At 56.8% G+C, this 25,231-nt stretch carries 26 protein-coding genes and 3 riboswitches; of the genes, 18 read left to right on the forward strand and 8 right to left on the reverse strand.

Annotated elements, in window-relative coordinates; translation table 11 throughout:
* Nucleotides 1-18: 18 nt before the first annotated feature.
* The 3 genes from argH (at nt 19) to yedF (ending at nt 3,041) form a co-directional block, all read left to right on the forward strand.
* The gene (argH, locus tag BLT01_RS02595; RefSeq protein WP_092094281.1) at nt 19-1,419 is read left to right on the forward strand and encodes an argininosuccinate lyase; all 1,401 of its coding nucleotides are present in this window, start codon (nt 19-21) and stop codon (nt 1,417-1,419) included.
* 193 nt (nt 1,420-1,612) lie between these two features.
* The gene (gene yedE, locus BLT01_RS02600) at nt 1,613-2,824 is read left to right on the forward strand and encodes a selenium metabolism membrane protein YedE/FdhT (protein WP_092094283.1); all 1,212 of its coding nucleotides are present in this window, start codon (nt 1,613-1,615) and stop codon (nt 2,822-2,824) included.
* Nucleotides 2,814-3,041: a sulfurtransferase-like selenium metabolism protein YedF gene (yedF, locus tag BLT01_RS02605; protein ID WP_092094285.1), complete on the forward strand. Its 228-nt coding sequence runs from the start codon at nt 2,814-2,816 to the stop codon at nt 3,039-3,041. Before yedE ends, yedF begins: the two co-directional genes overlap by 11 nt.
* A 46-nt stretch (nt 3,042-3,087) precedes the next feature.
* Here yedF and BLT01_RS02610 read toward each other — a convergent pair whose 3' ends face one another.
* Complete coding sequence (locus tag BLT01_RS02610; protein WP_092094288.1) at nt 3,088-3,486, reverse strand: VOC family protein; 399 nt, start codon at nt 3,484-3,486, stop codon at nt 3,088-3,090.
* 262 nt (nt 3,487-3,748) lie between these two features.
* On the opposite strand from BLT01_RS02610, the gene BLT01_RS02615 reads away from it, so the two are divergent.
* The 15 genes from BLT01_RS02615 (at nt 3,749) to BLT01_RS02685 (ending at nt 18,058) form a co-directional block, all read left to right on the forward strand.
* A complete protein-coding gene (locus tag BLT01_RS02615) occupies nt 3,749-4,543 on the forward strand; it encodes an ABC transporter ATP-binding protein (protein WP_092094290.1) in 795 nt (264 codons plus the stop codon).
* The gene (locus BLT01_RS02620) at nt 4,530-6,482 is read left to right on the forward strand and encodes an ABC transporter permease (RefSeq protein ID WP_092094292.1); all 1,953 of its coding nucleotides are present in this window, start codon (nt 4,530-4,532) and stop codon (nt 6,480-6,482) included. The genes BLT01_RS02615 and BLT01_RS02620 overlap by 14 nt, the downstream gene beginning before the upstream one ends.
* Nucleotides 6,483-6,625: 143 nt before the next feature.
* Nucleotides 6,626-7,960: an LLM class flavin-dependent oxidoreductase gene (locus BLT01_RS02625; protein ID WP_092094294.1), complete on the forward strand. Its 1,335-nt coding sequence runs from the start codon at nt 6,626-6,628 to the stop codon at nt 7,958-7,960.
* Between the two features lie 54 nt (nt 7,961-8,014).
* A riboswitch (guanidine-I (ykkC/yxkD leader) is annotated at nt 8,015-8,119 on the forward strand.
* An 88-nt stretch (nt 8,120-8,207) separates the two neighbouring features.
* Nucleotides 8,208-8,552, forward strand: coding sequence for a DMT family transporter (locus BLT01_RS02630; RefSeq protein WP_092094537.1), 345 nt, complete (start codon nt 8,208-8,210; stop codon nt 8,550-8,552).
* Nucleotides 8,534-8,848: a DMT family transporter gene (locus BLT01_RS02635; RefSeq protein ID WP_092094296.1), complete on the forward strand. Its 315-nt coding sequence runs from the start codon at nt 8,534-8,536 to the stop codon at nt 8,846-8,848. The genes BLT01_RS02630 and BLT01_RS02635 overlap by 19 nt, the downstream gene beginning before the upstream one ends.
* An 88-nt stretch (nt 8,849-8,936) precedes the next feature.
* A complete protein-coding gene (locus BLT01_RS02640) occupies nt 8,937-9,440 on the forward strand; it encodes a DUF2628 domain-containing protein (RefSeq protein ID WP_176765001.1) in 504 nt (167 codons plus the stop codon).
* 182 nt (nt 9,441-9,622) lie between these two features.
* Nucleotides 9,623-9,801, forward strand: a riboswitch (cobalamin riboswitch).
* A gap of 327 nt (nt 9,802-10,128) precedes the next feature.
* Nucleotides 10,129-12,330, forward strand: coding sequence for a ribonucleoside-diphosphate reductase subunit alpha (locus BLT01_RS02645; protein ID WP_092094300.1), 2,202 nt, complete (start codon nt 10,129-10,131; stop codon nt 12,328-12,330).
* 81 nt (nt 12,331-12,411) lie between these two features.
* Entirely contained in the window at nt 12,412-12,909 is a 498-nt protein-coding gene (locus tag BLT01_RS02650) for a flavodoxin (RefSeq protein WP_245696848.1), read from the forward strand.
* Nucleotides 12,906-13,958, forward strand: coding sequence for a ribonucleotide-diphosphate reductase subunit beta (locus BLT01_RS02655; protein ID WP_092094302.1), 1,053 nt, complete (start codon nt 12,906-12,908; stop codon nt 13,956-13,958). The genes BLT01_RS02650 and BLT01_RS02655 overlap by 4 nt, the downstream gene beginning before the upstream one ends.
* Before the next feature lie 123 nt (nt 13,959-14,081).
* Entirely contained in the window at nt 14,082-14,756 is a 675-nt protein-coding gene (locus BLT01_RS02660) for a transposase (protein ID WP_092094304.1), read from the forward strand.
* A gap of 68 nt (nt 14,757-14,824) precedes the next feature.
* Nucleotides 14,825-15,784 (forward strand): 2-hydroxyacid dehydrogenase, encoded by a 960-nt coding sequence (locus BLT01_RS02665; protein ID WP_092094306.1) that lies wholly within the window; start codon nt 14,825-14,827, stop codon nt 15,782-15,784.
* A gap of 104 nt (nt 15,785-15,888) precedes the next feature.
* On the forward strand, nt 15,889-16,098 hold the full coding sequence (locus BLT01_RS02670) for a hypothetical protein (RefSeq protein WP_092094308.1): 210 nt from the start codon (nt 15,889-15,891) through the stop codon (nt 16,096-16,098).
* A gap of 72 nt (nt 16,099-16,170) precedes the next feature.
* Nucleotides 16,171-16,587, forward strand: coding sequence for a VOC family protein (locus tag BLT01_RS02675; protein WP_092094310.1), 417 nt, complete (start codon nt 16,171-16,173; stop codon nt 16,585-16,587).
* 6 nt (nt 16,588-16,593) lie between these two features.
* The gene (locus BLT01_RS02680) at nt 16,594-16,902 is read left to right on the forward strand and encodes a hypothetical protein (RefSeq protein ID WP_092094312.1); all 309 of its coding nucleotides are present in this window, start codon (nt 16,594-16,596) and stop codon (nt 16,900-16,902) included.
* A gap of 211 nt (nt 16,903-17,113) precedes the next feature.
* Nucleotides 17,114-18,058 (forward strand): nuclease-related domain-containing protein, encoded by a 945-nt coding sequence (locus BLT01_RS02685; RefSeq protein WP_176765002.1) that lies wholly within the window; start codon nt 17,114-17,116, stop codon nt 18,056-18,058.
* A gap of 242 nt (nt 18,059-18,300) precedes the next feature.
* Here BLT01_RS02685 and BLT01_RS02690 read toward each other — a convergent pair whose 3' ends face one another.
* The 7 genes from BLT01_RS02690 to BLT01_RS02720 all read right to left on the reverse strand — a co-directional run bounded on the left by BLT01_RS02690 (nt 18,301) and on the right by BLT01_RS02720 (nt 25,127).
* Nucleotides 18,301-19,503, reverse strand: coding sequence for a M20 family metallopeptidase (locus tag BLT01_RS02690; RefSeq protein WP_092094316.1), 1,203 nt, complete (start codon nt 19,501-19,503; stop codon nt 18,301-18,303).
* Nucleotides 19,504-19,522: 19 nt separating this feature from the next.
* On the reverse strand, nt 19,523-20,389 hold the full coding sequence (locus tag BLT01_RS02695) for a MetQ/NlpA family ABC transporter substrate-binding protein (RefSeq protein ID WP_092094318.1): 867 nt from the start codon (nt 20,387-20,389) through the stop codon (nt 19,523-19,525).
* A 16-nt stretch (nt 20,390-20,405) separates the two neighbouring features.
* Nucleotides 20,406-21,275 carry a MetQ/NlpA family ABC transporter substrate-binding protein gene (locus tag BLT01_RS02700; protein ID WP_092094320.1) on the reverse strand — a complete coding sequence of 290 codons (870 nt, stop codon included), beginning with the start codon at nt 21,273-21,275 and terminating at the stop codon, nt 20,406-20,408.
* Between the two features lie 46 nt (nt 21,276-21,321).
* Nucleotides 21,322-21,984, reverse strand: a complete 663-nt coding sequence (locus tag BLT01_RS02705) for a methionine ABC transporter permease (RefSeq protein WP_092094322.1) — start codon at nt 21,982-21,984, stop codon at nt 21,322-21,324.
* A complete protein-coding gene (locus tag BLT01_RS02710) occupies nt 21,974-22,999 on the reverse strand; it encodes a methionine ABC transporter ATP-binding protein (RefSeq protein WP_092094324.1) in 1,026 nt (341 codons plus the stop codon). Before BLT01_RS02710 ends, BLT01_RS02705 begins: the two co-directional genes overlap by 11 nt.
* Nucleotides 23,000-23,080: 81 nt before the next feature.
* Nucleotides 23,081-23,193: riboswitch (SAM riboswitch) on the reverse strand.
* Between the two features lie 387 nt (nt 23,194-23,580).
* A complete protein-coding gene (locus BLT01_RS02715; protein ID WP_176765003.1) occupies nt 23,581-24,282 on the reverse strand; it encodes an ABC transporter permease in 702 nt (233 codons plus the stop codon).
* On the reverse strand, nt 24,282-25,127 hold the full coding sequence (locus tag BLT01_RS02720) for an ABC transporter ATP-binding protein (protein ID WP_092094539.1): 846 nt from the start codon (nt 25,125-25,127) through the stop codon (nt 24,282-24,284). The genes BLT01_RS02715 and BLT01_RS02720 overlap by 1 nt, the downstream gene beginning before the upstream one ends.
* Nucleotides 25,128-25,231 lie beyond the last annotated feature (104 nt).

The raw sequence follows: 25,231 nt of genomic DNA on the forward strand, positions 1-25,231 counted from the left end.
ATTCGAGGTGCCAGCAATATGAGTGCTTGGAAAAAAGAATTTGTTGTGGCGGACGGAGACGTTTTCCCCGGAAAAACATATGTGGACGTTCTTCTCCGCCCTGTGTTCAATGACCAACGTGATTACCTATTTGACGCGATGTTTGAGGTCCACGCTGCCCACACCCAGATGCTCGCCGAACAGAAGATTTTGGCCGAATCGGAGGCCGGCAAGATTCTGAACGCCATCCGGGAAGTCTGGAAGATGGACCGGGCTGAACTCAAATATTCCGCGGAGCATGAAGACCTGTTTTTCCTCGTGGAGTCGGAGATCGGCGAACTGATCGGTGAGGAACTGGCGGGGAAGATGCATATCGCAAAAAGCCGGAACGATATGGGCGAGGCGATGTACCGGATTGTTCTCCGCAAGTATTTGGCTGAGACGGTCGAACAGGCAGAGGCATTGGCGGAAGCGCTGCTCGCGCAGGCGGAGGAACATGTGGAGTCCGTCATGCCGGCGCACACGCACACACAGCCCGCCCAGCCGACGACGTTCGGGCATTATCTGGTCGCGATTTACGACAATCTGATCCGGGACATCGAACGGCTGAAGCACGCCCGCCATACCGTGAACCAGTCCCCGATGGGCGCGGCCGCGATTACGACAACGGGCTTCCCGATCAGCCGGGAGCGGATGGTGGAGCTGCTCGGATTTGAGGGGATGATCGAGAACTCGTATGATGCCATCGGTACGGGGGATTATCTGATCGAAGCCGCCCAGAGCCTGGTGAGCCTCATGACGAACATGGGCCGCTGGATCCAGGAATTCCTCCGCATGGCGTCCAAGGAAGTCGGCCTGCTTCGGGTGGCGGATGCGTACGTGCAAATCTCGAGCATCATGCCGCAAAAGCGGAACCCGGTGTCGATGGAGCACTCCCGCGCGCTCGCTTCAAGTGCCGCTTCGGAAGGCCTCGCGGTCATCCATATGATCCACAACACGCCGTACGGCGACATCAACGACACCGAGGATGACCTCCAGCCGCATCTCTATGCAGGATTCGAAAAAGCCAACCGTGTTCTCCGGCTGATGCACGCGGTCGTGACCACGCTCACGTTCAACAAAGACCGTGCCCTCCGGCAGGCAAGAGAGAATATGATCACCATCACCGAATTGGCGGACGTGCTCGCCAGAGACTACGGTGTGTCGTTCCGCCGGGCCCATCACAAGGCGAGCCTCATCGCCCGCGAAGCCGACCGACAGGAAAAGGAACTGTACGAAATCCCGCTTGAAACAGTCAATGGCTGGCTCGGCGATGTCCAACTCACCGCCGAGGACTGGAATGCCATCGCCGACCCCGTCGCCTTCGTCGAACGCCGCCGCATCACCGGCGGACCGGCACCGGATGTGGTGCGGGGAATGATTGCAAAACGGAAAAAGTGAAGCGATGCCGCGGCATCGCTTTTTCTGGTAGGGGCGGCGCGCAGGGGCTTGCTTAACACTCGCCCAATGCCCGGTGGCAGGAAGTCGAATTGACGTGTATACACAGGAAGACTATACTTTTTAACAGAAACAGCCAAGTCTCCGACGGATCCCGCATCCGTCTTTTTTCAGTAGAACAAAAGGAGTCCTCATCATGAAAACCCTCTATAACCGGGTGTTCGGCCAGTATTGGAACCCCGTCATGACGCTGGTGGTCGCCGGCATCTTCAGCGCGGCCTACTTCGGGCTCACCGGTACGGTGTGGGCAGTGACGGGTGAGTTTACAAGGCTCGGCGGCCATGTCGTCGAATTTTTCGGAGGCGATGTCTCGGGCTGGGCTTATTTTGACCTTGTCCACCTGGAAGGCTCGTCGTTCGCCCGCTCCGACGGCTGGATCGTCTGGGGGATGCTGATCGGCGCGCTTATCACCGTCCTTCTCGCCAACAACTTCAAGATCCGCAAACCTCAACAAAAACGGCGCTACGTTCAGGGCCTGATCGGCGGCGCGATCGCCGGGTTCGGCGCGCGCCTCGCGATGGGCTGCAACCTTGCCGCATTCTTTACCGGCGTCCCGCAGTTCTCGTTTCACTCTTGGATTTTCATTGTCGCAACCGGTATCGGCACCTTTATGGGCGTAAAAGTTGCCAAGACCAAATGGTGGAAAGGCAAGCCGAAGCTCATGAAAGGCGGTCCCGCACCCGTCCCGAAGCGGGAAAAACGGATTGTCCAGCCATATGTCGGCGGTCTGATTGCCCTGCTTTACGCAGCACTGATCGTCTGGTTCTTCGTGACCGGACGTCCGCTCCTCGGCACCGCCGCTATCTTTGGCGCCATCTTCGGCATCCTGATCGAGCGCGGCCAGATCTGCTTTACATCGGCATTCCGCGACCTGTGGCTTACCGGCCGCACACTCATGGCGAAAGCGATTGTCATCGCCATGGCCGTCAGCTCGTTGCTGACCATCCTCATCATCGCGAACACCGGCATGACGCCAATCACCCAGGTCGCTTCCATCGGCACGTTCGTCGGCGGCTTCCTGTTCGGCCTCGGCATCGTGCTTGCCAGCAGTTGTGAGACCGGCATGATGTACCGCCTCATGGAAGGCCAGGTGCTGTACCTGTTTGTCTTCGCCGGCAATCTCATCGGCGTCACCGCGCTCGCCTTTGCCTGGGACCACCTCGGCGTTTACAACGTGCTTGTGGCCGGAGGCGAGAAACTGAACCTCATTCCGGCAATGGGACCGGGCTGGGCGATCATCGCCACGCTCACCATGCTCGCCGGATGCTACCTGTTCATCGTCATCTATTCAAAACACAAACGCGGCACACTCATCCTGCCGAAAGGGGAAAAACAAATTGTCAGCTGATTTCACACTCGACCTGCGCGGCGAATCCTGCCCGTACCCGGTCATCTACACACTTGATGCATTAAAGGACATGCAGAAAGGCCAGATTCTCCACGTCGTCACCGACTGCCCCGGCTCGTTCCGCAACGTCCCGGAAGAAGTCGTCAGCGCCGGCTACAAACTGGCGAAAGAACCCGAAAAAGCGGGACAGGAATACCTGTTTTATATTGAAGCATGAAAAAAGGGACGCCGCGATGGCGTCCCTTTTCTTCGTATTTAACACATCACGGCAAGTTAATCTGCCAAGACACGCCGAACCGATCATTGATCCAGCCGAATTTCCGGCTGAAGCCGTGGTTGCCGAGTGCCATCAATTCCTGGCCGCCTTCTGCAAGCCTGCTGTACAGATGGTCGATTTCCTCCTCGGTGTCGGCGTCCACATAAACGGAAAACGATGGAGTGAAGTCGAACTGGTGGCGGATGCTGCTGTCGATACATTTGAATTCGCGGCCGTTCAGTGTGAATGTCGCGAGCATGACGGTTCCTTCCTCGCCGCCCGGCATGTCGGGGCCGTAGCGGACGATGTTTGTGATCTCGGAGTTCTTGAAAAGCGAGGTGTAGAAGTTCATCGCTTCTTCCGCGTCTTTGTTCTGGAACATGAGGAACGGGGTGATGGTGGTCATGGCGCATCTCCTTTTCAAATGATTTTCCGGGGCTTCTCTTGAAAGGATACCATGAATGTCCCGATACCCTGCGTGAAAGTCTCAATTCCTCCGATGAATGTCGCGATTCTCACGCACGCCACCCACGACCTTACAAAATCGTCACTTACGGCTCCGCTATTGTCACCCATTTCAAACGACCGCAGTCGTCTCTGCGCGCTATGATAAACTCAATAAATCGGGCGGGATAACACCAGCAATCCCGCCGCCGGGAGGAATCATCATGGTGACAGATACCAACCAGATACAAGCCCGAACGGTGCTCCAAGCACATCAGGTCCGCAAGTCGTTCGGCTCGAAACTGAATTCAACCGAAGTGCTGAAGGGGATTAATCTTCAGGTTCGGGAAGGGGAGTTTGTCGGGATCATGGGGCCGTCGGGCGCGGGGAAGACGACGCTTCTGAATGTGCTTGCGACGATTGACCGGCCGACCTCGGGAACGATCATGATTGACGGTCAGGAGACATCCAAGATGAAGGATGCGCAACTGTCAACGTTCCGCCGTGACAAACTCGGCTTCATCTTCCAGGATTACAATCTGCTGGATACGCTCACAGTCAAGGAAAACATCCTGCTTCCTGCATCGCTCGGCGGACTCTCGAAAAAAGCCGCAGAGGAGCAGTTCAACGACATCGCGGGCATTCTTGGCATCAAGGAGCACGGCCACAAATACCCGCATGAAATCTCCGGCGGGCAGAAACAGCGGACATCCGCCGCGCGTGCCCTCGTCAACCAGCCGTCCATGGTGTTCGCCGATGAGCCAACCGGGGCGCTCGACTCCAAGTCGGCCGCGGCGCTACTCGGGACACTTGAAGACGTCAACAAATCCCGCGGCGTGACCATCATGATGGTCACGCACGATGCGGTCGCTTCCAGCTACTGCAACCGCGTCATTTTCCTGAAGGACGGGGCGATGTATTCCGAGCTATACCGGGGCGACAAGCAGCGCCAGGCGTTTTTCCAGGATATCCTGAACGTGCAGGCTGTGCTCGGGGGTGACCGCGTTGACGCTCGCTGACCTCGTCCTCCGCAGTATGCGGAAGAACCTGAAGCACTATTATCTGTATTTCTTTGCCTTGATTTTCGGCGTGACCCTGTTCTTCATCTTCTCGACGCTCCAGCATGACCATGCGGTGATGGAAGAGACGGCGCTGTCCGCCAAGATGGCGTCAGGGTTCCAGGCTGCGACGGTTCTGCTGTTTGCAATCCTGCTGATCTTTGTGACGTATGCCAACGACTTGTTCCTGAAAAGAAGGAGCCGGGAAATCGGTTTGTATCAATTGGTCGGCCTGACGAAAGCCGGTGTCACTCGGCTGCTGATCATCGAGAATGCGCTTCTCGGCGCAGGTGCATTGGTTATCGGCATCGGAGCAGGTCTTCTCGTCTCCAGGCTCTTTCTCCTCTTGCTCATGAAGCTTGTCGGCTATAGCGGCTTTGTCAATCTGACGTTTTCCCCCCAGGCCTTCGTTGAAACAGTTGTTGTGTTTGCCGTTTTAATCGTCATCACGTCATTCCGGATGTTTTGGAAAGTGAGAAAATCGAATCTGATTGATCTGTTCAATGATGAGAGGAAAGATGAACATCCGAAACATCCGAAACCGCTCCGCTCCGGTTTTCTTGGCCTTCTCGGTCTTGCGATGATCATCACGGGTTACTGGTTCGCCAACTCATCGTACATGCTGAATATGTTCCTCATGCTGAATATGCTGCTTGTCTTGGCCCTTGTCATTACCGGCACGTATCTCGTGTTCCGAGTGACGATCGGCTGGTTTCTGACGCTCATCCGCCGCAGAAAAAACGGTCACATCGGCCTCCCGGGGGCACTGTCCATTGCTCCATTGATGCACCGGATGAAGGCCAATGCCAAGTCGCTTACCGTGATCACCACCTTGTCAGCGATGACGCTCGCGATGATCGGATTTGCCTACTCGCTCTACTACTCGACGGAGCAGGAAACGCGCGCCGTCATCCCGCATGATTTCATGTTCGATGAAATGGAACAGGGTGCAGCGCTCCCGCCGGAGGAAGCGGCAGAGCAATTCAGTGCCGAGCTTGACAAAGCCGGCATCGGGTATGAATCTGCACCGCTCACCTACATCACAACAGTCGGTTCGTTCAGCGGAGACAACCTGCCGGACATCCTCGGGCTCGAAGGCCGGACGCTCGAAGCGCTCCTCTTCGATGCCGGCCAGCTCCGCGCATCCGGCTTGGATGTACGGGAACCGCAGAAGGGCGAGGCTGTTCTTCATGACTCTTCCATCAGCTGGGTCATGAAAGACAGCTCATTCCCGTTCACCGCAACACTTGCCGCCGGTGAAGAAAAAGCCGAGCTTAACGTTGAACAGCTCGGAGAGGGAGATGTGGCAAGTGGCTGGCCGGGTGTCCTCACCCAACTGGTCGTGGATGGGGACACTTACAGCCGGCTGGCAGCCGCTGCTCCCCCTGAAGCCCTGCATACCGTTGTCGCTTTCAACCTCACCGACAAGGATGACCTGAAGGAAGCATCGGAACTTTTTAGGCAGTTTGAGCCGGGTGATTTTAAGGCCGATTACTTTGCCTCTTACGAAGATGCCATCGCCTCCAACGGCATCATCATTTTTATCACCGGCTTCCTCGGTCTTGCATTCCTTGTCTCTACCGGCAGCATCCTGTACTTCAAACAGATGGGTGAAGCGGAACAGGAGAAGAGAAGCTACACAACCCTTCGCCAGCTTGGCTTTAAAACGGGTGAGATCATGAAGGGCATCCGCAGAAAGCAGACGTTCGTCTTCGGTATCCCGCTCCTGATCGGGATCGCCCATTCGATTTTCGCCATCAAATCCGTCTCCATCTTCTTCATGACGACGGATATCAAGCTGCCGGTCGCCATCGCCATGACTGCCTATGCGCTGATCTACTTGGTGTTTGCATTTCTTACCATCGGATACTACAGAAAAATGGTGCGCGCCGCATTATAACTAAAACACCTTTTCCGACTCGGAAAAGGTGTTTTCGACATTTCCCGGGAAATAAAGTCGGAAATTGTCGTGATTTTTGTGTCTTTACACCTGTAAACTAGAGGGGTAAGATGAAGCTAACTATCATCCGGGAGGCATGCAACATGGGCAAAGGAATGGTTCTGGGAACGATGATTCACGGAGCGGGGGAGCGGCGGACGGATTGGCGGCATCCGGCGATTCCGGCTGATGCGAGTGTCGACTTTGATTTCTACAAAGACCAGGCACTTGTGTCGGAACGCGGGAAATTCGATTTCGTCTTTGTGGCGGATGCGATGTACATCACGCCGCAGTCCGCTCCACACTACCTGAACCGGTTTGAGCCGCTCACCATTTTGTCTGCGCTTGCGGCGGTCACTTCAAGAATCGGGCTTGTCGCCACCCTTTCAACTACGTATAGCGAGCCATACGCCGCTGCCCGGCAATTGTCCTCGCTCGACATGCTGAGCGGCGGGCGCGCAGGATGGAATGCCGTCACATCCGGACTCGGCGGAACCGCATTGAATTTCGGACACCGCCGGGACATGCACCCGGAGCACAATATTCGCTACCGGATGGCCGCCGAATTTACGGAAGTGGTCCGGAAGCTGTGGGATTCATGGGAGGACGATGCATTTGTCCGGGACAAGGTGAGCGGTGAATTCTTCGATCCGGAAAAGATGCATGAGGCGGACCATGACGGCGAGTTCTTCTCGGTAAAGGGCGCGCTCAATATCGCCCGGTCGCCGCAGGGCCAGCCTGTTATTTTCCAGGCCGGCAAGTCGGAGGATGGGCGCCGGTTCGCGGCGGAAACGGCGGATGTCGTATTCGCCATCGACGGGGAGATCGGCGCGGCCCGCGAATACTACGCCGATATGAAAAAGCGGGCTGCAAGTGCCGGCCGGAATCCGGACGAGCTGCTCGTCATCCAGGGCATCAGCCCGATTGTCGCGGAGACCGAGGAAAAAGCGTTCCGCATCCGCGAAGAACTCACCGCCACCGTCTCGCTCGAGGAGGCGCTCGCGGACCTCGGCCGCCACTTCGACCATCATGACTTCAGCCAATACGACCCGGACGCGCCGTTTCCGGATCTGAATGGCCTGGGCGCGAACGGATTCCAGAGCGATACCGAGCGCATCATCCTTGGGGCCCGCCGCGACGGCCTCACCCTGAGGGAAGCGGCGATGCGTGAAGCCGCTCCGAGAACGCCGTTCATCGGCACCCCGGAACAGGTCGCCGAGCGGATCGGAGAATGGTACCGGAGCGGTGCCGCAGACGGCTTTATGCTGATCGCCAATCTTCCGGGCCTTCTCGAGAGCTTCGTGGACGGTGTCGTCCCAATCCTCACGGAGCGCGGCCTGTTCAGGGGAGAGTACGAGAACATGACCTTACGTGATCATCTTGGATTACCGTTCAGGGAAAACCGCCATGCACGGCTCAAGGAGGCAAGCCTCGTCTGAGGAAGCGCGGTGAAAACTCGCCGCCTTTTTGCTATAATGAACTCAACCTCATATGAATATGCCCCCTAGGGTTCCGCGGCGCCGAGCGCGCCGGACTGGTCCGAGAGGGGGCACACGGCGAAGTTTGCCGTGCCACGGAAGGACAAAAGCCTGGGAGATGCTGTCGGATCAGCATGCTCCCGGGCTTTTTTGGTTGGAGTGGGTGCTGAACCGGCGGGATGAGGAAACCGCAAGAGGAGGAAGCCACATGAAAGAATGGGGAAAAATCATCATCGCGGCCGTCTTTGAAGTCGGCTGGGTGATCGGGCTCAAACACGCGGACAGCGCTTTGGAATGGCTCGCCACCGCGGCGGCCATCTGGGCAAGTTTCCACTTGCTCATCGTCGCCGGGCGCACGCTTCCGGTCGGCACCGCCTATGTCGTCTTTGTCGGGCTCGGCGCGGTCGGCACCGTCATCGCCGAAATCATCCTGCTCGGCGTGCCGGTCAATCCGGCCAAGCTGATCCTGATCGCCGTCCTGCTAGCCGGAGTGGTCGGGCTGAAAGCTGTCACGGATCAAGGAGGGAAAAAAGAATGGCATGGCTCTCACTGATCGCCGCCGGCCTGTGTGAAACAGCCGGCGTCATGACCATCAGCCGCCTCAACCAGCAACGCGACGCCCGGTCGTTCCTGCTGCTGCTGGGCGCATTCGGCGCAAGCTTCATTTTGCTCGCCTACGCCATGGCATTCATCCCGATGTCAACGGCCTACGCCATCTGGACCGGCATCGGTGCATCCGGCGGCGCACTTGCCGGTATGTGGCTTTACGGAGAGTCGAAAGACTGGCGCCGGGTGCTGTTCATCCTGATGATCCTTGGGGCTGCGGTCGGGCTGAAACTGGTGGAATGAGGGCAGCAGAATCGTAACGGCTAGAGAAGGTTCTTCCATTTTATTTCCTCCTTCAAGTATAATGGAAGTTAAAAAAGGGGGCGGAGGCATGGAGGCAGCCAGTCCGATCGATGAGAAGGCCATGACCCGCGAGGAAAAGTTGCTGTACCTATATGTCGGTGGAAAAGCGGATGTGTACGAGAAAAAATGGGAAAAAGGCCGATTTTCCTGGAACTGGGCGGCTTTCATCTTCGGACTCTTATGGCTCGGATATCGGAAAATGTACGTCCCGCTCCTCGTCATCCTTGGCCTTTTCCTGCTGTTTGATGCGGCGGCCTATCTGATGGGGGACTTTGAGGCGAGCTGGGATTTCGGCATCGGATTCGTGGTTTCCGCAGTTTTGGGAATTGGCGGCAACCAGCTTTACCGACAGGACGCTGAACGGAAAATCCGGAAAATACAGACCAGTCACCGGCCGGAGCATGTGGAAACGGCTGTGATGAAAAAGGGCGGAGCCGGCTTCGTCAGCCTTTTGCTCGGTTTCCTGCTTTTGTTGGCGTACGGATTGATCACGGGGGCGCTTTCGGTTTTCATGGAATGGATGTATCTCTGAGTTGAGGGCTGCCATGGAGGGGAAACCCGTGGAATAACCGAACCCACTTGCGGAGCGACTCTCGTCTGGTATAGTAGAAACCGCGTGTGGCTGACACGTTTCGACGATTTTCATAGCCTTTCGTCCTATTTAGGTTTGAAACACAATATGTTAGGCTATATGAGCGTTAACAACACTATATATTGTAGTCACGATGGGTTGGTACCGATCGCGGTTTAATAGGGAATCCGGAAAAGCCGGAGCTGTCCCCGCAACTGTGAGCGCCGACGACCGCCAAAAAAGCCACTGCAGCGATGCTGCGGGAAGGCCGGCGGGAGAGAGAAGCGCGAGCCAGTAGACCTGCCTTCCCATCGCAAGCGACACTTTCTTCGGGGGTTGAGAGGTGGAAGCGAACGGGCGCCGGCCTTTCATATTTTTCATTCATCCATTTATTCATCCCCGGCCCCGATCTTCCATTACCCACACGCCAAAAAGCGGAAGCCCCGCCGAAGACTATTCTTCGGATGGGGCTTTTGCGCGTCTGCCGGAAGGGAGTGCTTGGAAAGCCGGATGAGGGCCGCTTCCCCCACTCAGGGGGACAGCGGATGCACCCAAAGTCACTTTCAACGCACTCATGTTCCTTTACGAACCACTCGCGCTCCACTTGAACGCACTCATATCCCCGCACCCATCAAAAGGAGGAATTCCCATGGTCACCACCAAACCGACAGATCAGCTCGACATCCTCACCATGCTTGAACAGGAATTCACGTCAGAAAAAGTCGCCCCGCTCCGCCGCGCGGCTGAAGGTTATAACGGCCCGTCCCTCACGCAGCACCTGATCCGGGAGGCGCTCGGCCGCGTGGATGAATCGGAAACGTACTGGACCGATGTGGCGGCGCGCGTGCTGCTAACCCAACTGTACCGCGACCAGCAGGAGCGCCGCGGCACCAAAGACGTTTATGGGGATTTTGCGCGCCATGTCCGCACGCAGGTCGAAGCCGGCCTCTACACATCTGCGCTCACCGAACAATACACCGACCGCGAACTGGAGGAAATCGGCACATTCCTCGAGCCGTCGCGCGACCTTCTGTTCACGTACACCGGCCTGAAGACGCTGACCGACCGCTACGTGGCGACGGATTTCAATAAACAACCGGTCGAGCTGCCGCAGGAGCGCTGGCTCGTGATCGCCATGACCCTGATGAGAAACGAAACCGAAGACCGCCTAGGGAAAGTCAGCGAAGCGTACTGGGCACTTTCGAACCTTTATATGACGGTCGCGACGCCGACACTCGCGAACGCCGGGAAACCGCACGGCCAGCTGTCGTCATGCTTTATCGACACCGTCGATGATTCGCTTCAGGGGATTTACGACTCGAACACCGACATTGCGAACCTGTCCAAATACGGCGGCGGAATCGGCGTCTACATGGGGAAGGTCCGCTCCCGCGGGGCCGCAATCCGCGGATTCAAGGGCGCGTCATCCGGCGTGCTTCCGTGGATCAAACAGTTGAACAACACCGCGGTATCCGTCGATCAGCTCGGCCAGCGCCAAGGCGCGGTCGCCGTCTACCTTGATGTTTGGCACAAGGATATCCTGACGTTCCTCGATCTCAAACTGAACAATGGCGACGAGCGCCTGCGCGCCCATGACATCTTCACCGGTGTCTGCCTGCCGGACCTTTTCATGGAGCAGGTCGAGGCGCGCGGCGACTGGCACTTGTTCGACCCGCACGAAGTGCGCGCCATCATGGGATGGTCGCTTGAGGACTTTTACGATGAATCATTCGGGGCCGGCTCGTTCCGCGAGCGGTATGCCGAATGCGTCGCCCACCCGGATATCCATTCCGAAAAGGTGCCGGCAATCGACATCATGAAGCGCATCATGCGCAGCCAGCTCGAGACCGGCGTACCGTTCATGTTTTACCGCGACGAGGTCAACCGGATGAACCCGAACAAGCATGAGGGCCTCATCTATTCGTCCAATCTGTGCTCGGAAATCGCCCAGAACATGAGCGCGACAAGTGCCTCGCAGGAAGTGCTGGAAGACGGTGTCATCGTCAGCCGCCGCACCCCGGGCGACTTCGTCGTCTGCAACCTGTCTTCCGTCAACCTCGGGAAAGCCGTTCCGGCTGGCGTCCTCGGCAGGCTGATCGACATTCAGGTGCGCATGCTCGATAACGTCATCGATCTAAACCAGATTCCTGTCCTGCAGGCGCAAGTGACGAACCAGCGCTACCGCGGCATCGGTCTCGGCACATTCGGCTGGCACCACCTGCTGGCGCAGAAAAACATCCAGTGGGAGTCGGAAGAGGCCGTCGAATTCGCAGACAAGCTGTATGAGGATATCGCCTACTACACGATCCGCGCGTCCGCGAAGCTGGCCGGGGAGAAGGGCGGGTATCCGCTTTTCTCCGGATCGGACTGGCAGACCGGCGCATATTTCGAACGCCGCGGATATAAAGGTGACCGATGGGAGGCACTCCGGGAGAAAGTCGGACAAAGCGGCGTCCGCAACGGCTATATGATGGCGGTCGCCCCGAACTCCTCGACCTCCGTCATCGCGGGTTCCACCGCTTCAATCGATCCGGTCTTCAAGCCGTTTTATCACGAGGAAAAGAAGGACTATAAGCTGCCGGTCGTGGCACCGGACCTTGACCACCGGACTTACGACGTCTACCGTCGCTCTGCCTACATCGTCGACCAGCGCTGGAGCGTCCGGCAAAACGCCGCCCGCCAGCGCCACATCGACCAGTCGATTTCGTTTAACCTGTACGTCCCGAACACCATCCGCGCCAGCGTGCTGCTGAATCTCCATCTCCAGGCATGGAAATCGGGCCTGAAGACGACCTATTACACCCGCTCCACCGCGAGCGACATTGAAGAGTGCGAGTGGTGCCAGTCGTAAGGGACGGGGTCTTCGGGCGAGTGTTGAGAAAACCATGCTGAGTATTAAGCAAATCCGCCCACTGCCAGAGGAGGGAGATCGATGAGATTTCTGATCGCCTACGCCACTTATAGCGGCAACACGAAAGAAGCGGCTGAGCTGATCGCAGACTTTCTTGAAAAAGCCGGACATGCCGTCGAATTCCACTGGATCGGCGGGGAGCCCGTCCCGGACGTTTCGGAGCATGATGCGCTAATATTAGGCTCATTTACCTGGGCGGAAGGCAGCGTTCCCGAGGAAGTGAAGGATTTTATCCTGGATGTCGGCCATAAGCCGCCCAACACCTTCATCTTCGGGACCGGCGATACCCAGTTCGGGGGTGACGCGCTGTTCTGCAGGGCCGCCGTCAAATTGGCCCGGTTTTACGAGTCCCCGCTGCCGCCGCTCAAGATTGAACAGAGTCCCCGAGGCGGGCAGCAGGAAGCTGTCCGGGTATGGACGTCCCAAGTGGCGGAGCGGGCAGGCCGGGAATCAGGTATCCTACTGAACGCTCGCTCGGCCCAACATCGTTGCACATCAGAAAGGAGCCACCAATCATGACTACACAATCCACCGGACTGCTGACCCGCGTGAAGGTGCTGGACCCGGTCAAGCCGAACCGGGCGACGGCGATCTTCGGCGGGGAGGCAAGCGGCATTCTGAACTGGAATGACCTGAAGTATCCGCATTTTTATAAGCTCCGCCAGCGGATCCGGTCTTTGTTCTGGACGGCCAATGAGGTCGACATGACACAAGACGTGAAGCAGTTTCCGAACCTCTCCCAAAATGAACAGGAGGCGTTCCTGAAAATCATCGGCCTTTTGGCGACGCTTGATGGGCCGCAGACGGACGTTGCGGCAAAGCTTGCGCATTATGTGACGGATCCTTCGGTCAAATCCCTTTTCGCAACGATCGCTGACCAGGAAAGCGAGCACAACCACAGCTACGCGTATGTGTTGAGCTCGGTCACGACGTTCGACAACCAGGTCCGTTCTTTTGAGACCGGCCGCCACGACCCGGTCCTCCTGAAGCGGAACGAGCGGATCGCCGAAGTCTACAATGATTTCGCGACCGAACCGACCACCGAAAATGCGCTCAAGGCGATGGTGTACACGACGCTTCTGGAAGGCCTGTTCTTTTACTCCGGTTTCGCGTTCTTCTATAATCTCGCCCGCAACGGGAAGATGGTCGGCACGTCGACGATGATCAGCTACATCAACCGAGACGAGCTTGAGCACGGGAAGGCGATGAGTGATGTGTTCCGGGCGGCGATGGGGGAGAATCCGGAACTGAACACGCCGGAATTCGCGGATTGGATCTATGACGCCTACCGCCATTCGGTCGGGCAGGAAACCTTGTGGAGCCGCTATGTGCTGGACGGCGTGGACGGCATCGATCCGGAAGAGATGGAAGGCTACATTAAATACAGGGCCAATAAAATGCTCCGGATGCTCGGCCTGTCGGAGTTGTATCCGGAACACACGGACAATCCGATGAAATGGATCCGCGCCTATGTCGACAGTTTTGACGATACAAAAACGGATTTTTTCGAGCAGACTTCCCGGCAGTACACGAAAACAAGCGACCTGAACGGGTTCGACGACCTGTAATCCCTTTTTATCAGTCCAAATTCCTGCAGAAAAAATGCAATTTCCTCCTATAAGTATGGACATTTTACATCATCAATTTGTTATAATTGCGTCAATGATAATTTGTTCAAGGGGGAGAACTGCATGGCGGCTAACGTGATGGAAGACAAAGAAGCCAAACCACAAAAAACATTTGAGGAAAGGCTCCGCGCGGTGAATGAAGTCTTTGAAAAGAAGCGGAAAAAGGGAGCGGTCGCCCGTGAATTCGGCGTCCATCCGAACACGCTGAAAAACTGGCTTGATGCCTATGAGGAATCCGGTGAGGAGGGCCTCATCCCGAAAAAACGCGGCCGCCAGCCGAAATCCCCGGGCATCGATCCGAACCGTCGCCTCCGCGAGCTGGAGCGCGAAGTGCGCCGGCTGCGCGAGGAAAATGAGATCCTGAAGAAATTCACGTCGATGGTCGACGTGAAGAAGACCGAGCGTTTTGATGCCATCCATGAAATGAAGGATGAACACAAGGTCCGCCGGCTCTGCATGACGCTCGACGTGTCGGAAAGCGGGTATTACAACTACGTGAACCGGCCGGAAAACAAGCTATCCGAGCGCGACCGTGAAGACATCGCCCTGATGCGCCACCTGATGGAGCAGGAAGATGTACTGGATCCGGACTGGATTTTGCTTGAGCTGAGAAAAGCCGGACGCACGATCAACCGCCGGCGCCTTCTCCGCCTTCTCGACCAGATTGACGAAGTCGAGGTGGTGGAGGTCGAAGAAGACGACCATTCCGAGGAAAAGGAAGCCGTCGCGGCCAAATAATACGGACCCAAACCGCCGGAATCCAAGTTCCGGCGGTTTTTCACCATGATCGAAAGGGGATGCGGGGAATGAGGAAAGTATTTATCACAAGAAAGTTGCCGGAAGAGGCGGTCAAAGGGCTGCGGGAAGCATTCGAAGTGGACATGTGGGAGAGCGAGGACGAGGTTCCGCCGAAAAAAGTGCTCATCGAGAAGGCGAAGACGGCCCACGCGCTCTGGACGAATGTGGCCGATACCGTCGACCGGGACGTGATTGAAGCAGGGGAAACGCTCCAGGTCATCGCAAACCTTGCCGTCGGCTATAACAATGTCGACATGGATGCGGCCAAGGAACACGGAATCTTCGTGACGAACACGCCCGGCGTCCTGACGGAGACGACCGCGGACCTGGCGTTCACGCTCATGCTCGCAGCGGCGAGGCAAACCGGCCAGGCGGAGCGCTTCCTGCGCGAGGGCAAGTGGACGTCCTGGTCGCCGATGGGCTTCACCGGCATGGACATTTTCGGTGCCACACTGGGCATCGTCGGCATGGGCCGCATCGGTGAAGGCGTCGCGCGCCGCGCCGCCGGCTTCGACATGGACGTGCTCTACCACAACCGTACGCGCAAGCCGGAGGCCGAGTCGATGTTCGGCTTCCGGTACGCGGAGTTGGATGCCTTGCTTGGGCAGTCCGACTTCGTCGTCATCCTCACCCCGCTCACCGACGAAACCCGCGGCATGATCGGCGAACGCGAGCTCGGCCTCATGAAGGAAACCGCCGTCCTCGTCAACGCCGCACGCGGCGGCATCGTCGACGAAGATGCCTTATATGATGCCCTGAAAAACGGCGGCATCTGGGCTGCCGGACTCGACGTCTTCGAAGGGGAACCGATCGGATCCGACCACAAGCTCCTCGCCTTGCCGAACGTGACTGCACTCCCGCATATTGGCAGCGCCAGCGTCAAAACCCGCCTCGCCATGATGCGCATGAACGCGGAAGACATTGAAGCGGTGCTGTCGGGCCGCGCCCCTGAAAACCGGGTGGTGTAAAGATGCAGAAACTCCTGGTGGCCGGGCTGGTCACACTGGCCGGCGTGCTTCTGAAGCCGAGGAAGGTACAGTCAGGCCGAATCAGATAAAAGAGGAGAGACACCATGGTCCAAACCAGACACATGATCGGCATTCTCGCAGTCACCCTCCTGCTCGCGGCGGCCATTCTCCTGGCCGCGCAACACCACTTCACCAAACAGGAGATCAGCGCCCTGACCGAAGGCTGCCTGGACAATGGGGGAACGGTTGACCTTACGATCTATAGCACGATAACCAATTCGTATGAGTTTGCCTGTGTGAAGCCCCGGCGTTAATGACTTGTCAGCCACGGAATCGGGTATCCTATAAGAGTCAAGACAAATAGAAATGAAAGCGGGGCGGATTTCATGAAAGAATGCATCACACCTTATCTCACATTCTATGGCCGGGCAAAGGAAGCGGCCGTGTTTTATTCGGACTTGTTCGGAATGGAGAATCTCGGCATCCAAACCTACGGCGAAGCCGACTTCCCCACACCCGAAGGCGCCGAGGAATTTGTCATCCATTGCCACCTGAAGCGCGGCAGCTTCCAGCTTATGCTCGCCGACTCCACCGAGCCGCAGCCGGAAGTTCCCGTCCGCAGCATCTCCCTCGTTATCGACTGCGACTCCGAAGAGGAACTCCGCCGCCTCTACAACGCGCTCCTCGACGAAGGCCGCCGGATCATGGAACTCCAGGAAACGTTCTGGGGCGCGATCTACGCGAAAGTCGAGGACCGGTTCGGATTTACTTGGGATTTGAATTATTCAAAGGACCAGGAGTAAAAGCTGATGTGTCTGGGAGATGACAAACCGGCTGGCGATGCGGCCGCAGAGATTGCGGCTAATATGGAAGGACCCCGCTCACTTCCCGGATGGGAGATGGCGGGGTTTTTGTATGGGAATGCGAATGGCGAGTCTTCGTGCGGGAATGACGAAACTTTGAATGGGAATGAGGAAATTGGAACGGCGAATGCGGAAACTGCATCCAAGGCAAATGCCGAAACCTCGCCGCTGAATGATGAAACTGGCGCAGTGAATGAAGAAACTAAATGCGTGAATGATGAAACCAAAGCTGTGAATGCCGAAACCACCATGTGAGCCGGTGCCAATTGTGACTTTGTTAACCCGGCAAAATCTCATTTTGATACACTTCCCAGATCATATTTCCAATTTGGCATCAAGAAATGCCCCAATTTGTGATCTCTCCGAGCTGAGTATCTTGCTGATTCCCGGCGTGATAGGGTTTTACAAAGGGGGGATTGAATTGGGGGTACGGCCATATCCATTATAATTGCTGATGTTGGAATGCATGCAGAGGAGATTATATCCGGGCCATCGGGAACTGGAGAGGATTGGCGATCAGATCAGGAGGCTGGAAGCAGGATTCAGCGGGGAACAAAAGGTTGATCAATATCTGGAAGGGTTACGGCTGCCGAGGGAATGGTGGGTTCTCCGGGATATCCGTCTCAGGATGAATAAGTCGCATGTCGCGCAGTTTGACACATTGATGGTGACGGATCGCGGAATCGGCATCATTGAATCAAAGCTGTTCAAGGGGACACTTCGCTATCAGGAGAACCCCCGCAGGCTGGAACGCATCGAGGAAGACGGCTCGATTCTCACGTTCGACTGCCCGATCATCCAGCTTGAAAATCAAAAGGAGGCTCTGATCGAATGGCTTCGCCAAAGAGAACTGATGACGAGTGTCAAAGGCGTGGTGGCCTTTGCCTCCCGCAACACGTGGCTCGGCTTGCCTGAACATGCCCCGTTCGTCTCGGTAAAGGAATTGCCCTACATCATGCGGCGGGACTTCGGGACAACTGCCGCAACCGGCGGCACCCCTGCTCATATGATTGTGAACCGGATCCTTGCAGAGCAGTTGGGTCCTGAGTGGGTGCGGGCCGATCGGCGATATGATATCCATCCTGATGACTATAAAAGAGGTCTCTTATGCGAAACCTGCCATAACATTTTGGGGTGGAAGACCAGAAGAACCCTGGACTGTCCGCAATGCGGACAACCAACGGGCAATCCGTATCGGGACGCCTTGCTGGACTGCTTCTTGCTGATCAACCCCGTCATCACAACCCGGGACTACTGCAATTTTACTGGGATCCCCTCGGTATCGACCGGACATCGGCATCTGAGCAGTTTTGAGCTGGACGTACTCGGAAGCACCTGCAAACAGGCTTTCCGGTTTGATCCGAAGAGGCATCTGGCAGGAAAATCACTGATTCAGAAACGGAGCCGCTGACGGTTTCGTCATTCGTCCGTCCGGTTTCGTCATTCGTTAAGCCAGTTTCGTCATTCGTCCGAACAGTTTCGTCATTCATGTCCAGGAGGAGGATGAATGACGAAACCACTGCCGCGAATGACGAAACCGCAACCCCGAATGACGAAACCACAACCCCGAATGACGAAACCATCATCACCACCGCCACTCCAGCCCCACATCAAAATCCCCGCTCCAGCAAAAGCCGGAGCGGGGGAAATCTATCACCCACCCTTCGCCGCAAGCGCCCGCTCGAATTCCTCCCGGATCTTCCGGAGCAGCGGTTCTTCCGTCAGCAGCCGATAGCCTGCCGCGGCAAGGGCTTTGGCGCCGCGGATGAGGGCTTCGTCGCCCATAGGGGAGGCGGCGGCTTCGCGGAATTCGAACGTGTGGCCGATCAGGTCGTCCGGCCCGATCTTGATGTGCGGGTGGGCGGTCGGGACCGCGTAGCTGATGTTGCCGGCATCGGTGGAGCCCTTGCCGGAGCGTGTTTCATGGACGACATGCTCGCCGACCGCTGACAGTTCCTGCCCGATCGCCTCATCAAGCACGCGGTTCAAGACAAAGTCGCGGACTTCGTTCTGGAAACGCTCGATCTTGACCGTGGCACCGGTCGAGAGGGCTGCACCTTCCGCGACGGCGCGGACTTTCGCGGTAACTTCTTCGGTCCGGGCCCAGGTTTCCGCGCGGATAAAGAAGCGGGCGGAGGCATAGTCCGGGATGATGTTCGGTGCGTCGCCGCCGTGTGTGATGATGCCATGGATCCGGACATCTGCAGGCAACTGCTGGCGGAGTGCGCTGATGCCGTTGAACAGGCCGATGACGGCGTCCAGCGCGTTGATGCCTTTTTCCGGGGAGCCGGAGGCATGCGCGGAGCGGCCGTAAAAATGGAAATCAAGCGGATCGACGGCAAGCGTTTCGCCGGTCGGGGATGTCTTGGCGCCCGGATGGATCATCATGGCGACGTCGACATCCTCCAGGAAGCCGTGGCGGACAAAGCTTCCTTTCGCGCTGCCGTTCGGGCCGCCTTCTTCGGCCGGCGTGCCCAAAACGACGACCCGTCCTCCGGTTTCATCCAGACGTTCCCCGAGGGCAATTGCCGCGGCAACACTCGTTGTCCCGATGATGTTGTGCCCGCAGGCATGTCCCAGTCCCGGGAGCGCATCATATTCCGCCAGGTAAGCAACGGACGGGCCTTTTTTTCCGCTGTCTTTCACGGCGTGGAACGCCGTTTCATGGCCGGCGACATCCTTCGTAACGGTGAAACCGGCTTCCTCAAGCAGTGCGGACAGCCGGCCGCTCGCATACACTTCCTCATTCCCGATCTCGGGCCGGGCATGGATATCATGGCTTACCCCGATATAACGCTCGCGGTTCTCATCGATCGTCTCCCAAACTTTCCCTCTCACATCCTGAACAATGGTCATTCCGGTTTCCTCCCCTAAATCACTTTTTCAGATCTTCAAATGCCTTGTCGAGTTCTTCCTGGGTGAGTTCGACGAGGATGGATCCGTCGTTCGTGTCTTCCTTGACGGCCTCGGCGATGTCTTTTTCCTGATAAAGCTCTGCGATGCGCTTGTACGTTTCATTGTCTTTGTCCTCGGCGCGTGCCGCGATGATGTTGACGTACGGGTGGACGTTTTCGTCGGTTTCATCTTCCACGAAGATCGCATCTTCTGCAGGGGAGAAGCCGGCCTGTCCGGCTACGCCGTTGTTGATGACCGAAGCGGCGACGTCAGGCAGGACGCGCGGCGTCTGCTGGGCGTTCATCGGAAGAATCTCAAGGTTCAGCTTGTTTTCCGCAATCTTGGACGGGTCGCCGAACATGCCGAAGTCGTCTGCCAGGGTGATCAGACCGGCACTCTCAAGAAGAAGGAGCGCGCGTGCCTGGTTGGACGGGTCATCCGGGATGGCGATCTTGTCGCCTTCCTCCAGTTCGGCAATGTCGGAGATCTTCTCGGCATACAGGCCCATCGGAGCGAACATCGTGGAACCGATCGGGATGATGTCATGGCCGCTTTCCGTGACGTACTGGCCGAGGAACGCAATGTGCTGGAAGGCGTTCAGGTGGATGTCCTTCTGGGCGAGGGCGTTGTTCGGAAGCGTGTAGTCGGCGAACTCGACCAGTTCGATCTCGATGCCTTCTTTTGCCGCCTTTTCCTTCAGGAGCGGCCACTGCGCGCCGTCCGCGCCGTTGACGCCGATCTTCACTTTGACCGTTTCCCCGTCTGTTTCTTCTCCGCTTGCGCCGCCGCATGCCGCAAGGGCGAGGGAGGCGATGAGGGCAATAGCCAGAACCCCAATTTTCTTCATCGTCATTCTCCTTTTATCAATCGTTTTTTAATCTGTCGTATGATTCATCAAGCTGCTCCCGGCTGAGATTAATCAGGATCGAGCCGCCGTTCGTGTCTTCTTTAACTGCCTGTTCAATGTCCTCTTCCTGATAAAGTTCGGCGATGCGCCGGTAGGCTTCGTTGTCTTTGTCCTCGGCGCGAGCCGCGATGGTGTTGATGTAAGGGATGATGTTTTCATCGTTTTCATCTTCCAGGAAAATCGAGTCTTCGACAGGGGAGAGGCCCGCCTGCCCGGCAATGCCGTTATTGATCACGGAGGCCGTGACATCCGGAAGCGCGCGTGGCGTCTGCTGTGGTGTCATCGGGATGATGTCGAGGCCGAGCTTGTTTTCTTTGATCTTCGTCGGGTCATCGAACAATCCGAAATCATCCGAAAGGGTCAGGAGCCCCGCGCTTTCCAAGAGGCGAAGCGCGCGTGCCTGGCTGACCGCGTCATCCGGAATGGCGATTTTATCGCCTTTTTTCAGTTCGGAGACATCCTTGATCTTATCGGAAAACAGGCCCATCGGCGCGAACATCGTAGAGCCGATCGGGACAAGCTCATTGCCGCTTTCCCTGGAATACTGGGCAAGAAAGGCGATCGTCTGGAAGGCGTTCAGCTCGATGTCCTTCTGGGCGAGGGCGTTGTTCGGAAGCGTGTAATCGGCGAACTCGACCAACTCGATCTCGATGCCTTCTTTCGCCGCCTTTTCCTTCAGGATCGGCCACTGCGCGCCATCTGCGCCGTTCACGCCGATCCGTACTTTGACGGTTTCACCGTCCGTGCTTTTTCCGCTTGCGCCGCCGCATGCCGCGAGGCCGAGGGAAGCAATCAGGGCGATTGCCACAATCCAGAACTTTTTCATAGCAGCAGATCTCCTTCTTTGGGGGATAAGTGCGGAGCGGCTTTGATCACCGCCGCATGATTTTCCTTGAAACCGTGTTCCCGAGCCACTGCGCCAGTTGGACCAGAACGATCAGGATCAGCACGGTGACGATCATGACGCTGGCGTCAAATCGCTGGTAACCGTAAGTCATCGCGATATGGCCGAGGCCTCCGCCGCCGACCGTTCCGGCAACGGCCGAGAAGTCGATCAGGGTGACCGTCACGAACGTCAGGCCGAGGACGAGCGGACCGAGCGCTTCCGGAATGAGGACCGTAAAGATGATCCGCATCGGGCTTGCGCCCATCGCCTGGGCCGCTTCGATGACGCCGGGATCGATGCTGACGAGGTTGTTCTCGACGACCCGTGCAATCGTGAAGCTGGCTACGATCGTCATCGGGAAGATGGCGGCAGCCGTTCCGATCGTCGTGCCGACCACAAGCCGTGTCAGCTGCGAGATGGCGACGAGGAAGATGATGAACGGCACCGGCCGGATGATGTTGATGATGAGGTTCAATAGATTAAAGACGAACTTATTCTCCAGAATATTGTTCTGGCGGGTCACAAACAGGAGAAGCCCCATAATGATTCCAAGGATCGACCCAAAGATGAGTGTGGCAATGACCATCGTGATCGTCTGGCCCGTCGCCTCGACGATCCGCGGCCAGAAGGATGTCCAATCAACGTTCAATTTCCTGCACCTCCCCGATGTCAGTCAGTGTGGCAATTTCCTTGATGGCGTTTTGGACGGCCGCGGGAGCGCCGAGGAATGAGACAATCAGATTCCCGAACAGCCGCTCCTCCAGCTCCCGGACGGAACCGTACACGATGTTGAAGGTGATGCCGTGCTTGGCCGTCACCGTCGAAAGCACCGGTTCGTTCGCAACCGGCCCCTTGAACTGGAGCCGGTACAGCTTGCCGCCTCCCGATTCCCGCCATTCGGCGAGGACATTCGGGGAAGGGAGGTCCTGCTGGACGGAGCGGATGAACCGCCTCGTCGTCCCGTGCTGCGGGTCCGTGAACACTTCGAACACGCCGCCCGACTCGATCACTTCACCGTTTTCCATGACGGCGACCTTCGTGCAGACCGACTGGATCACTTCCATCTCATGGGTGATCAGGAGGATCGTGATCCCGAATTCCCGGTTGACCTGTTTCAGGAGCCGCAGCACATCAGCCGTCGTATCCGGGTCCAGCGCGGAAGTCGCCTCGTCACAGATCAGGATGTCCGGGTTGGTCGCGAGCGCCCGGGCAATCCCGACGCGCTGCTTCTGCCCGCCCGACAGCTGATCCGGATAATCCTTCGCTTTGTCCGCCAGCCCGACAAAACGGAGAAGCTCCTCGACACGCTTGTTGATCTCATGCCTCGGAGTGCCGGCAAGCTTCAGCGGATACGCAATGTTTCCGGCCACCGTCCGCGAATTGAACAGGTTGAAGTTCTGGAAGATCATCCCGATGTTCCGCCGCTGCTTCCTCAGCTCTTTGGCGGAGAGGGAGGTCACATTGACGCCCTGGATTTCGATCGAGCCCTCACTCGGCCGCTCCAGCAAGTTCACCAGCCGCAGCAACGTGCTTTTACCGGCACCGCTAAAGCCGATTATTCCGTAGATGTCGCCCTGCTCGACTGTCAGCGACACATCCTTTACCGCGTGAACCTCACGCTTTCCAAGCCGGAACGTCTTGGACACTTGTTTAAATTCAATCATCCGGCGAACCTCCCGTTGTCAAAATAAAAAAATCTTCTTAATCTCACAAAGAGAAAAAGAAGACCTGTCAGGGCCATCTTTTTCTCATCTTCCAGATGCAACTGCATCTGCAGGAATTAGCACGGTGCCGCCAACAATTGGGGTCCGCTGCCGAGACGTCCTAGGGCCTGTCCCTCGGTCTCTCTGGATAAGAAAAGATGTACATATTCGATTAGTGCAACAATTGGAACTAACTCTACTTCGAACCGACAGGGAAGTCAACGACTTTTAAAAAGTATTTCTATTCTGATTAATAGTCAGTCGCCATGGAAGCGCTTGCTAACTGTTGAGGCGCATGGAAAGTGAGGAGGATAAAAAAAGTCGGGGACTCCGGGCTAAGGGAAACTGTTCAATAGCCGGTTTCGTCATTCGACGGTTTGGTTTCGTCATTCGTCCGTTCAGTTTCGGCATTGGACCGGAAAGTTTCGTCATTCCCCTCAATATGGCGGCCGAATGACGAAACTGGAGACCCGAATGACGAAACTTCTTCATCGAATGACGAAACTGAGCTCCGGCACTTAGTTGCCGGAGCTCAAAATCAATCAGTCCATCCGTCGTTTCCGGTAAACCACCACAGTCGCTGCAACAGACACCAACGCCCATACGGTCAGGATAAGAAAAGATTCCCCGACGAACGATCCGCTTTCCAACCCGGACCAGATCTTCATCAGAAGTTCGTTTGGAAGATAATCCAGCACGGTCAAAATCGTTTCATTCGTAATCATCGACTTGAACATCGACGACATTCCGAAAATCAGCATGACAGGCATGCCGATGATGCTCGTTTCCATGACGGTACGGGACAGCAATCCGAGAAGTGTGCCGATCGCGAGGAACAAGACGAGCGCGATGACAATGCTCAAAGCAAACAGCGGGAGGGAAGGGACCTTAAACTCAGCGAGCCAGATGCAGCCAGTCACGACCGCCACGGTCATGATCCCGCTCAGCAGGCTTTTTCCAACAAACACTTCCGTCACGCTTGCCGGAGACAGCAGCAGTCCGCGCAACGTATTCTTTTCCTTTTCCTCCGCAACCATCGCCGCCTGCACGAAGGCACCGGCGATGACCAGGGCGAAGACGATCGGGAAGGCGATCATTTCAGCACTGTCCTCGCCGATTCGCCCGAGCCAGGCGGCGAAGAAGAGGGGCAGCGCCAGTGTAAACAGCACGTACGAGTTGCGCTGCAGGTCTTTCCAGTCTTTGACGAAAATCGCATTGACACGCTTTATCGAAAATGAGGTCATTATAGGTTCCTCCCGGTCAGTTGTACGAACAGGTCGCCGAGTGTCGGTTCATTCGAGTGGATCGTCAGCAGGTTTCCGCTGGCCATGTAGCCGGCAATTGCGGCAGCGCCGGATTCATCCGGCTCGACGGTGACAGTCGTTTTGTCTTTCAATAAAAGCGAAATCGTCGGGCTGCCGGACATTGTCCGCAGGTTTTGGGGCGTATCGAACAGCTTGATTTCTCCGTCATGGAGGAAGGCGACACGGTCGCACAGCGCTTCCGCTTCATCCATGTCATGAGTGGTGAGGAAGATGGTCGTCCCTTCCCGGTTCAGCTCCCGCAAGCCTTCATGAATCTGCTTCGTCGTCGTCGGATCAAGTGCCGAAGTCGGCTCATCCAGAAACAGGAGCGCCGGCTTGTGAAGGATGGCCCGGGCCAGTGTGACACGCTGCTTCATTCCCTTGGAAAGCTTTTTGACGGGGGTCCGCTCCTCGCCGAGAAGATTCACCATTGCCAGCACTTCACGGATACGCTCTTTTCTGACTCCGTACAAATCCGCATAGAGTGCGAGATTGTCCTGCACCGTCAGCCGGTCATACAGGCCGCTGTTATCGGTGAGGATGCCGATCTTCTTCATGCGCGCAGGGTCTTTTAACAGGTGGGCCGGCTCCCCGAACACCCGGACATCTCCTGCCGTCGCGGCGAGCTGGGCCGTCAGGATCTTGATTGTCGTCGTCTTGCCCGATCCGCTCGGTCCGAGGAATCCGATCGTCTCGCCCTTGCGGACACAGAAATCCACATTTTTCAGCGCGGGTTTATCTCCGAATGATTTGACGAGGTTGTTGACCTCAATGATCTGTTCCATCATGTTCGCTCCTTTTCTGCCGTTCGTTTTCTTGACCCCACTTTACCGCGCCGTTTAAAAGAACGCAGTAAGATCAAGGCGAAAGGAGCCCGAGACATGGTGAA

The sequence above is a fragment of the Bhargavaea beijingensis genome (assembly GCF_900101985.1).
In the GTDB taxonomy this organism is placed as follows: domain Bacteria; phylum Bacillota; class Bacilli; order Bacillales_A; family Planococcaceae; genus Bhargavaea; species Bhargavaea beijingensis.

Excerpts from the sequence above, each read along its gene's own strand:
- argH (WP_092094281.1), top strand. The coding sequence starts at position 19 with ATGAGTGCTTGGAAAAAAGAATTTGTTGTGGCGGACGGAGACGTTTTC.
- yedE (WP_092094283.1), top strand. The coding sequence starts at position 1,613 with ATGAAAACCCTCTATAACCGGGTGTTCGGCCAGTATTGGAACCCCGTC.
- BLT01_RS02610 (WP_092094288.1), bottom strand. The coding sequence starts at position 3,486 with ATGACCACCATCACCCCGTTCCTCATGTTCCAGAACAAAGACGCGGAA.
- BLT01_RS02615 (WP_092094290.1), top strand. The coding sequence starts at position 3,749 with ATGGTGACAGATACCAACCAGATACAAGCCCGAACGGTGCTCCAAGCA.
- BLT01_RS02625 (WP_092094294.1), top strand. The coding sequence starts at position 6,626 with ATGGGCAAAGGAATGGTTCTGGGAACGATGATTCACGGAGCGGGGGAG.
- BLT01_RS02630 (WP_092094537.1), top strand. The coding sequence starts at position 8,208 with ATGAAAGAATGGGGAAAAATCATCATCGCGGCCGTCTTTGAAGTCGGC.
- BLT01_RS02635 (WP_092094296.1), top strand. The coding sequence starts at position 8,534 with ATGGCATGGCTCTCACTGATCGCCGCCGGCCTGTGTGAAACAGCCGGC.
- BLT01_RS02640 (WP_176765001.1), top strand. The coding sequence starts at position 8,937 with ATGGAGGCAGCCAGTCCGATCGATGAGAAGGCCATGACCCGCGAGGAA.
- BLT01_RS02645 (WP_092094300.1), top strand. The coding sequence starts at position 10,129 with ATGGTCACCACCAAACCGACAGATCAGCTCGACATCCTCACCATGCTT.
- BLT01_RS02650 (WP_245696848.1), top strand. The coding sequence starts at position 12,412 with ATGAGATTTCTGATCGCCTACGCCACTTATAGCGGCAACACGAAAGAA.
- BLT01_RS02655 (WP_092094302.1), top strand. The coding sequence starts at position 12,906 with ATGACTACACAATCCACCGGACTGCTGACCCGCGTGAAGGTGCTGGAC.
- BLT01_RS02660 (WP_092094304.1), top strand. The coding sequence starts at position 14,082 with ATGGCGGCTAACGTGATGGAAGACAAAGAAGCCAAACCACAAAAAACA.
- BLT01_RS02665 (WP_092094306.1), top strand. The coding sequence starts at position 14,825 with ATGAGGAAAGTATTTATCACAAGAAAGTTGCCGGAAGAGGCGGTCAAA.
- BLT01_RS02670 (WP_092094308.1), top strand. The coding sequence starts at position 15,889 with ATGGTCCAAACCAGACACATGATCGGCATTCTCGCAGTCACCCTCCTG.
- BLT01_RS02675 (WP_092094310.1), top strand. The coding sequence starts at position 16,171 with ATGAAAGAATGCATCACACCTTATCTCACATTCTATGGCCGGGCAAAG.
- BLT01_RS02680 (WP_092094312.1), top strand. The coding sequence starts at position 16,594 with ATGTGTCTGGGAGATGACAAACCGGCTGGCGATGCGGCCGCAGAGATT.
- BLT01_RS02685 (WP_176765002.1), top strand. The coding sequence starts at position 17,114 with ATGCAGAGGAGATTATATCCGGGCCATCGGGAACTGGAGAGGATTGGC.
- BLT01_RS02690 (WP_092094316.1), bottom strand. The coding sequence starts at position 19,503 with ATGACCATTGTTCAGGATGTGAGAGGGAAAGTTTGGGAGACGATCGAT.
- BLT01_RS02695 (WP_092094318.1), bottom strand. The coding sequence starts at position 20,389 with ATGAAGAAAATTGGGGTTCTGGCTATTGCCCTCATCGCCTCCCTCGCC.
- BLT01_RS02700 (WP_092094320.1), bottom strand. The coding sequence starts at position 21,275 with ATGAAAAAGTTCTGGATTGTGGCAATCGCCCTGATTGCTTCCCTCGGC.
- BLT01_RS02710 (WP_092094324.1), bottom strand. The coding sequence starts at position 22,999 with ATGATTGAATTTAAACAAGTGTCCAAGACGTTCCGGCTTGGAAAGCGT.
- BLT01_RS02715 (WP_176765003.1), bottom strand. The coding sequence starts at position 24,282 with ATGACCTCATTTTCGATAAAGCGTGTCAATGCGATTTTCGTCAAAGAC.
- BLT01_RS02720 (WP_092094539.1), bottom strand. The coding sequence starts at position 25,127 with ATGGAACAGATCATTGAGGTCAACAACCTCGTCAAATCATTCGGAGAT.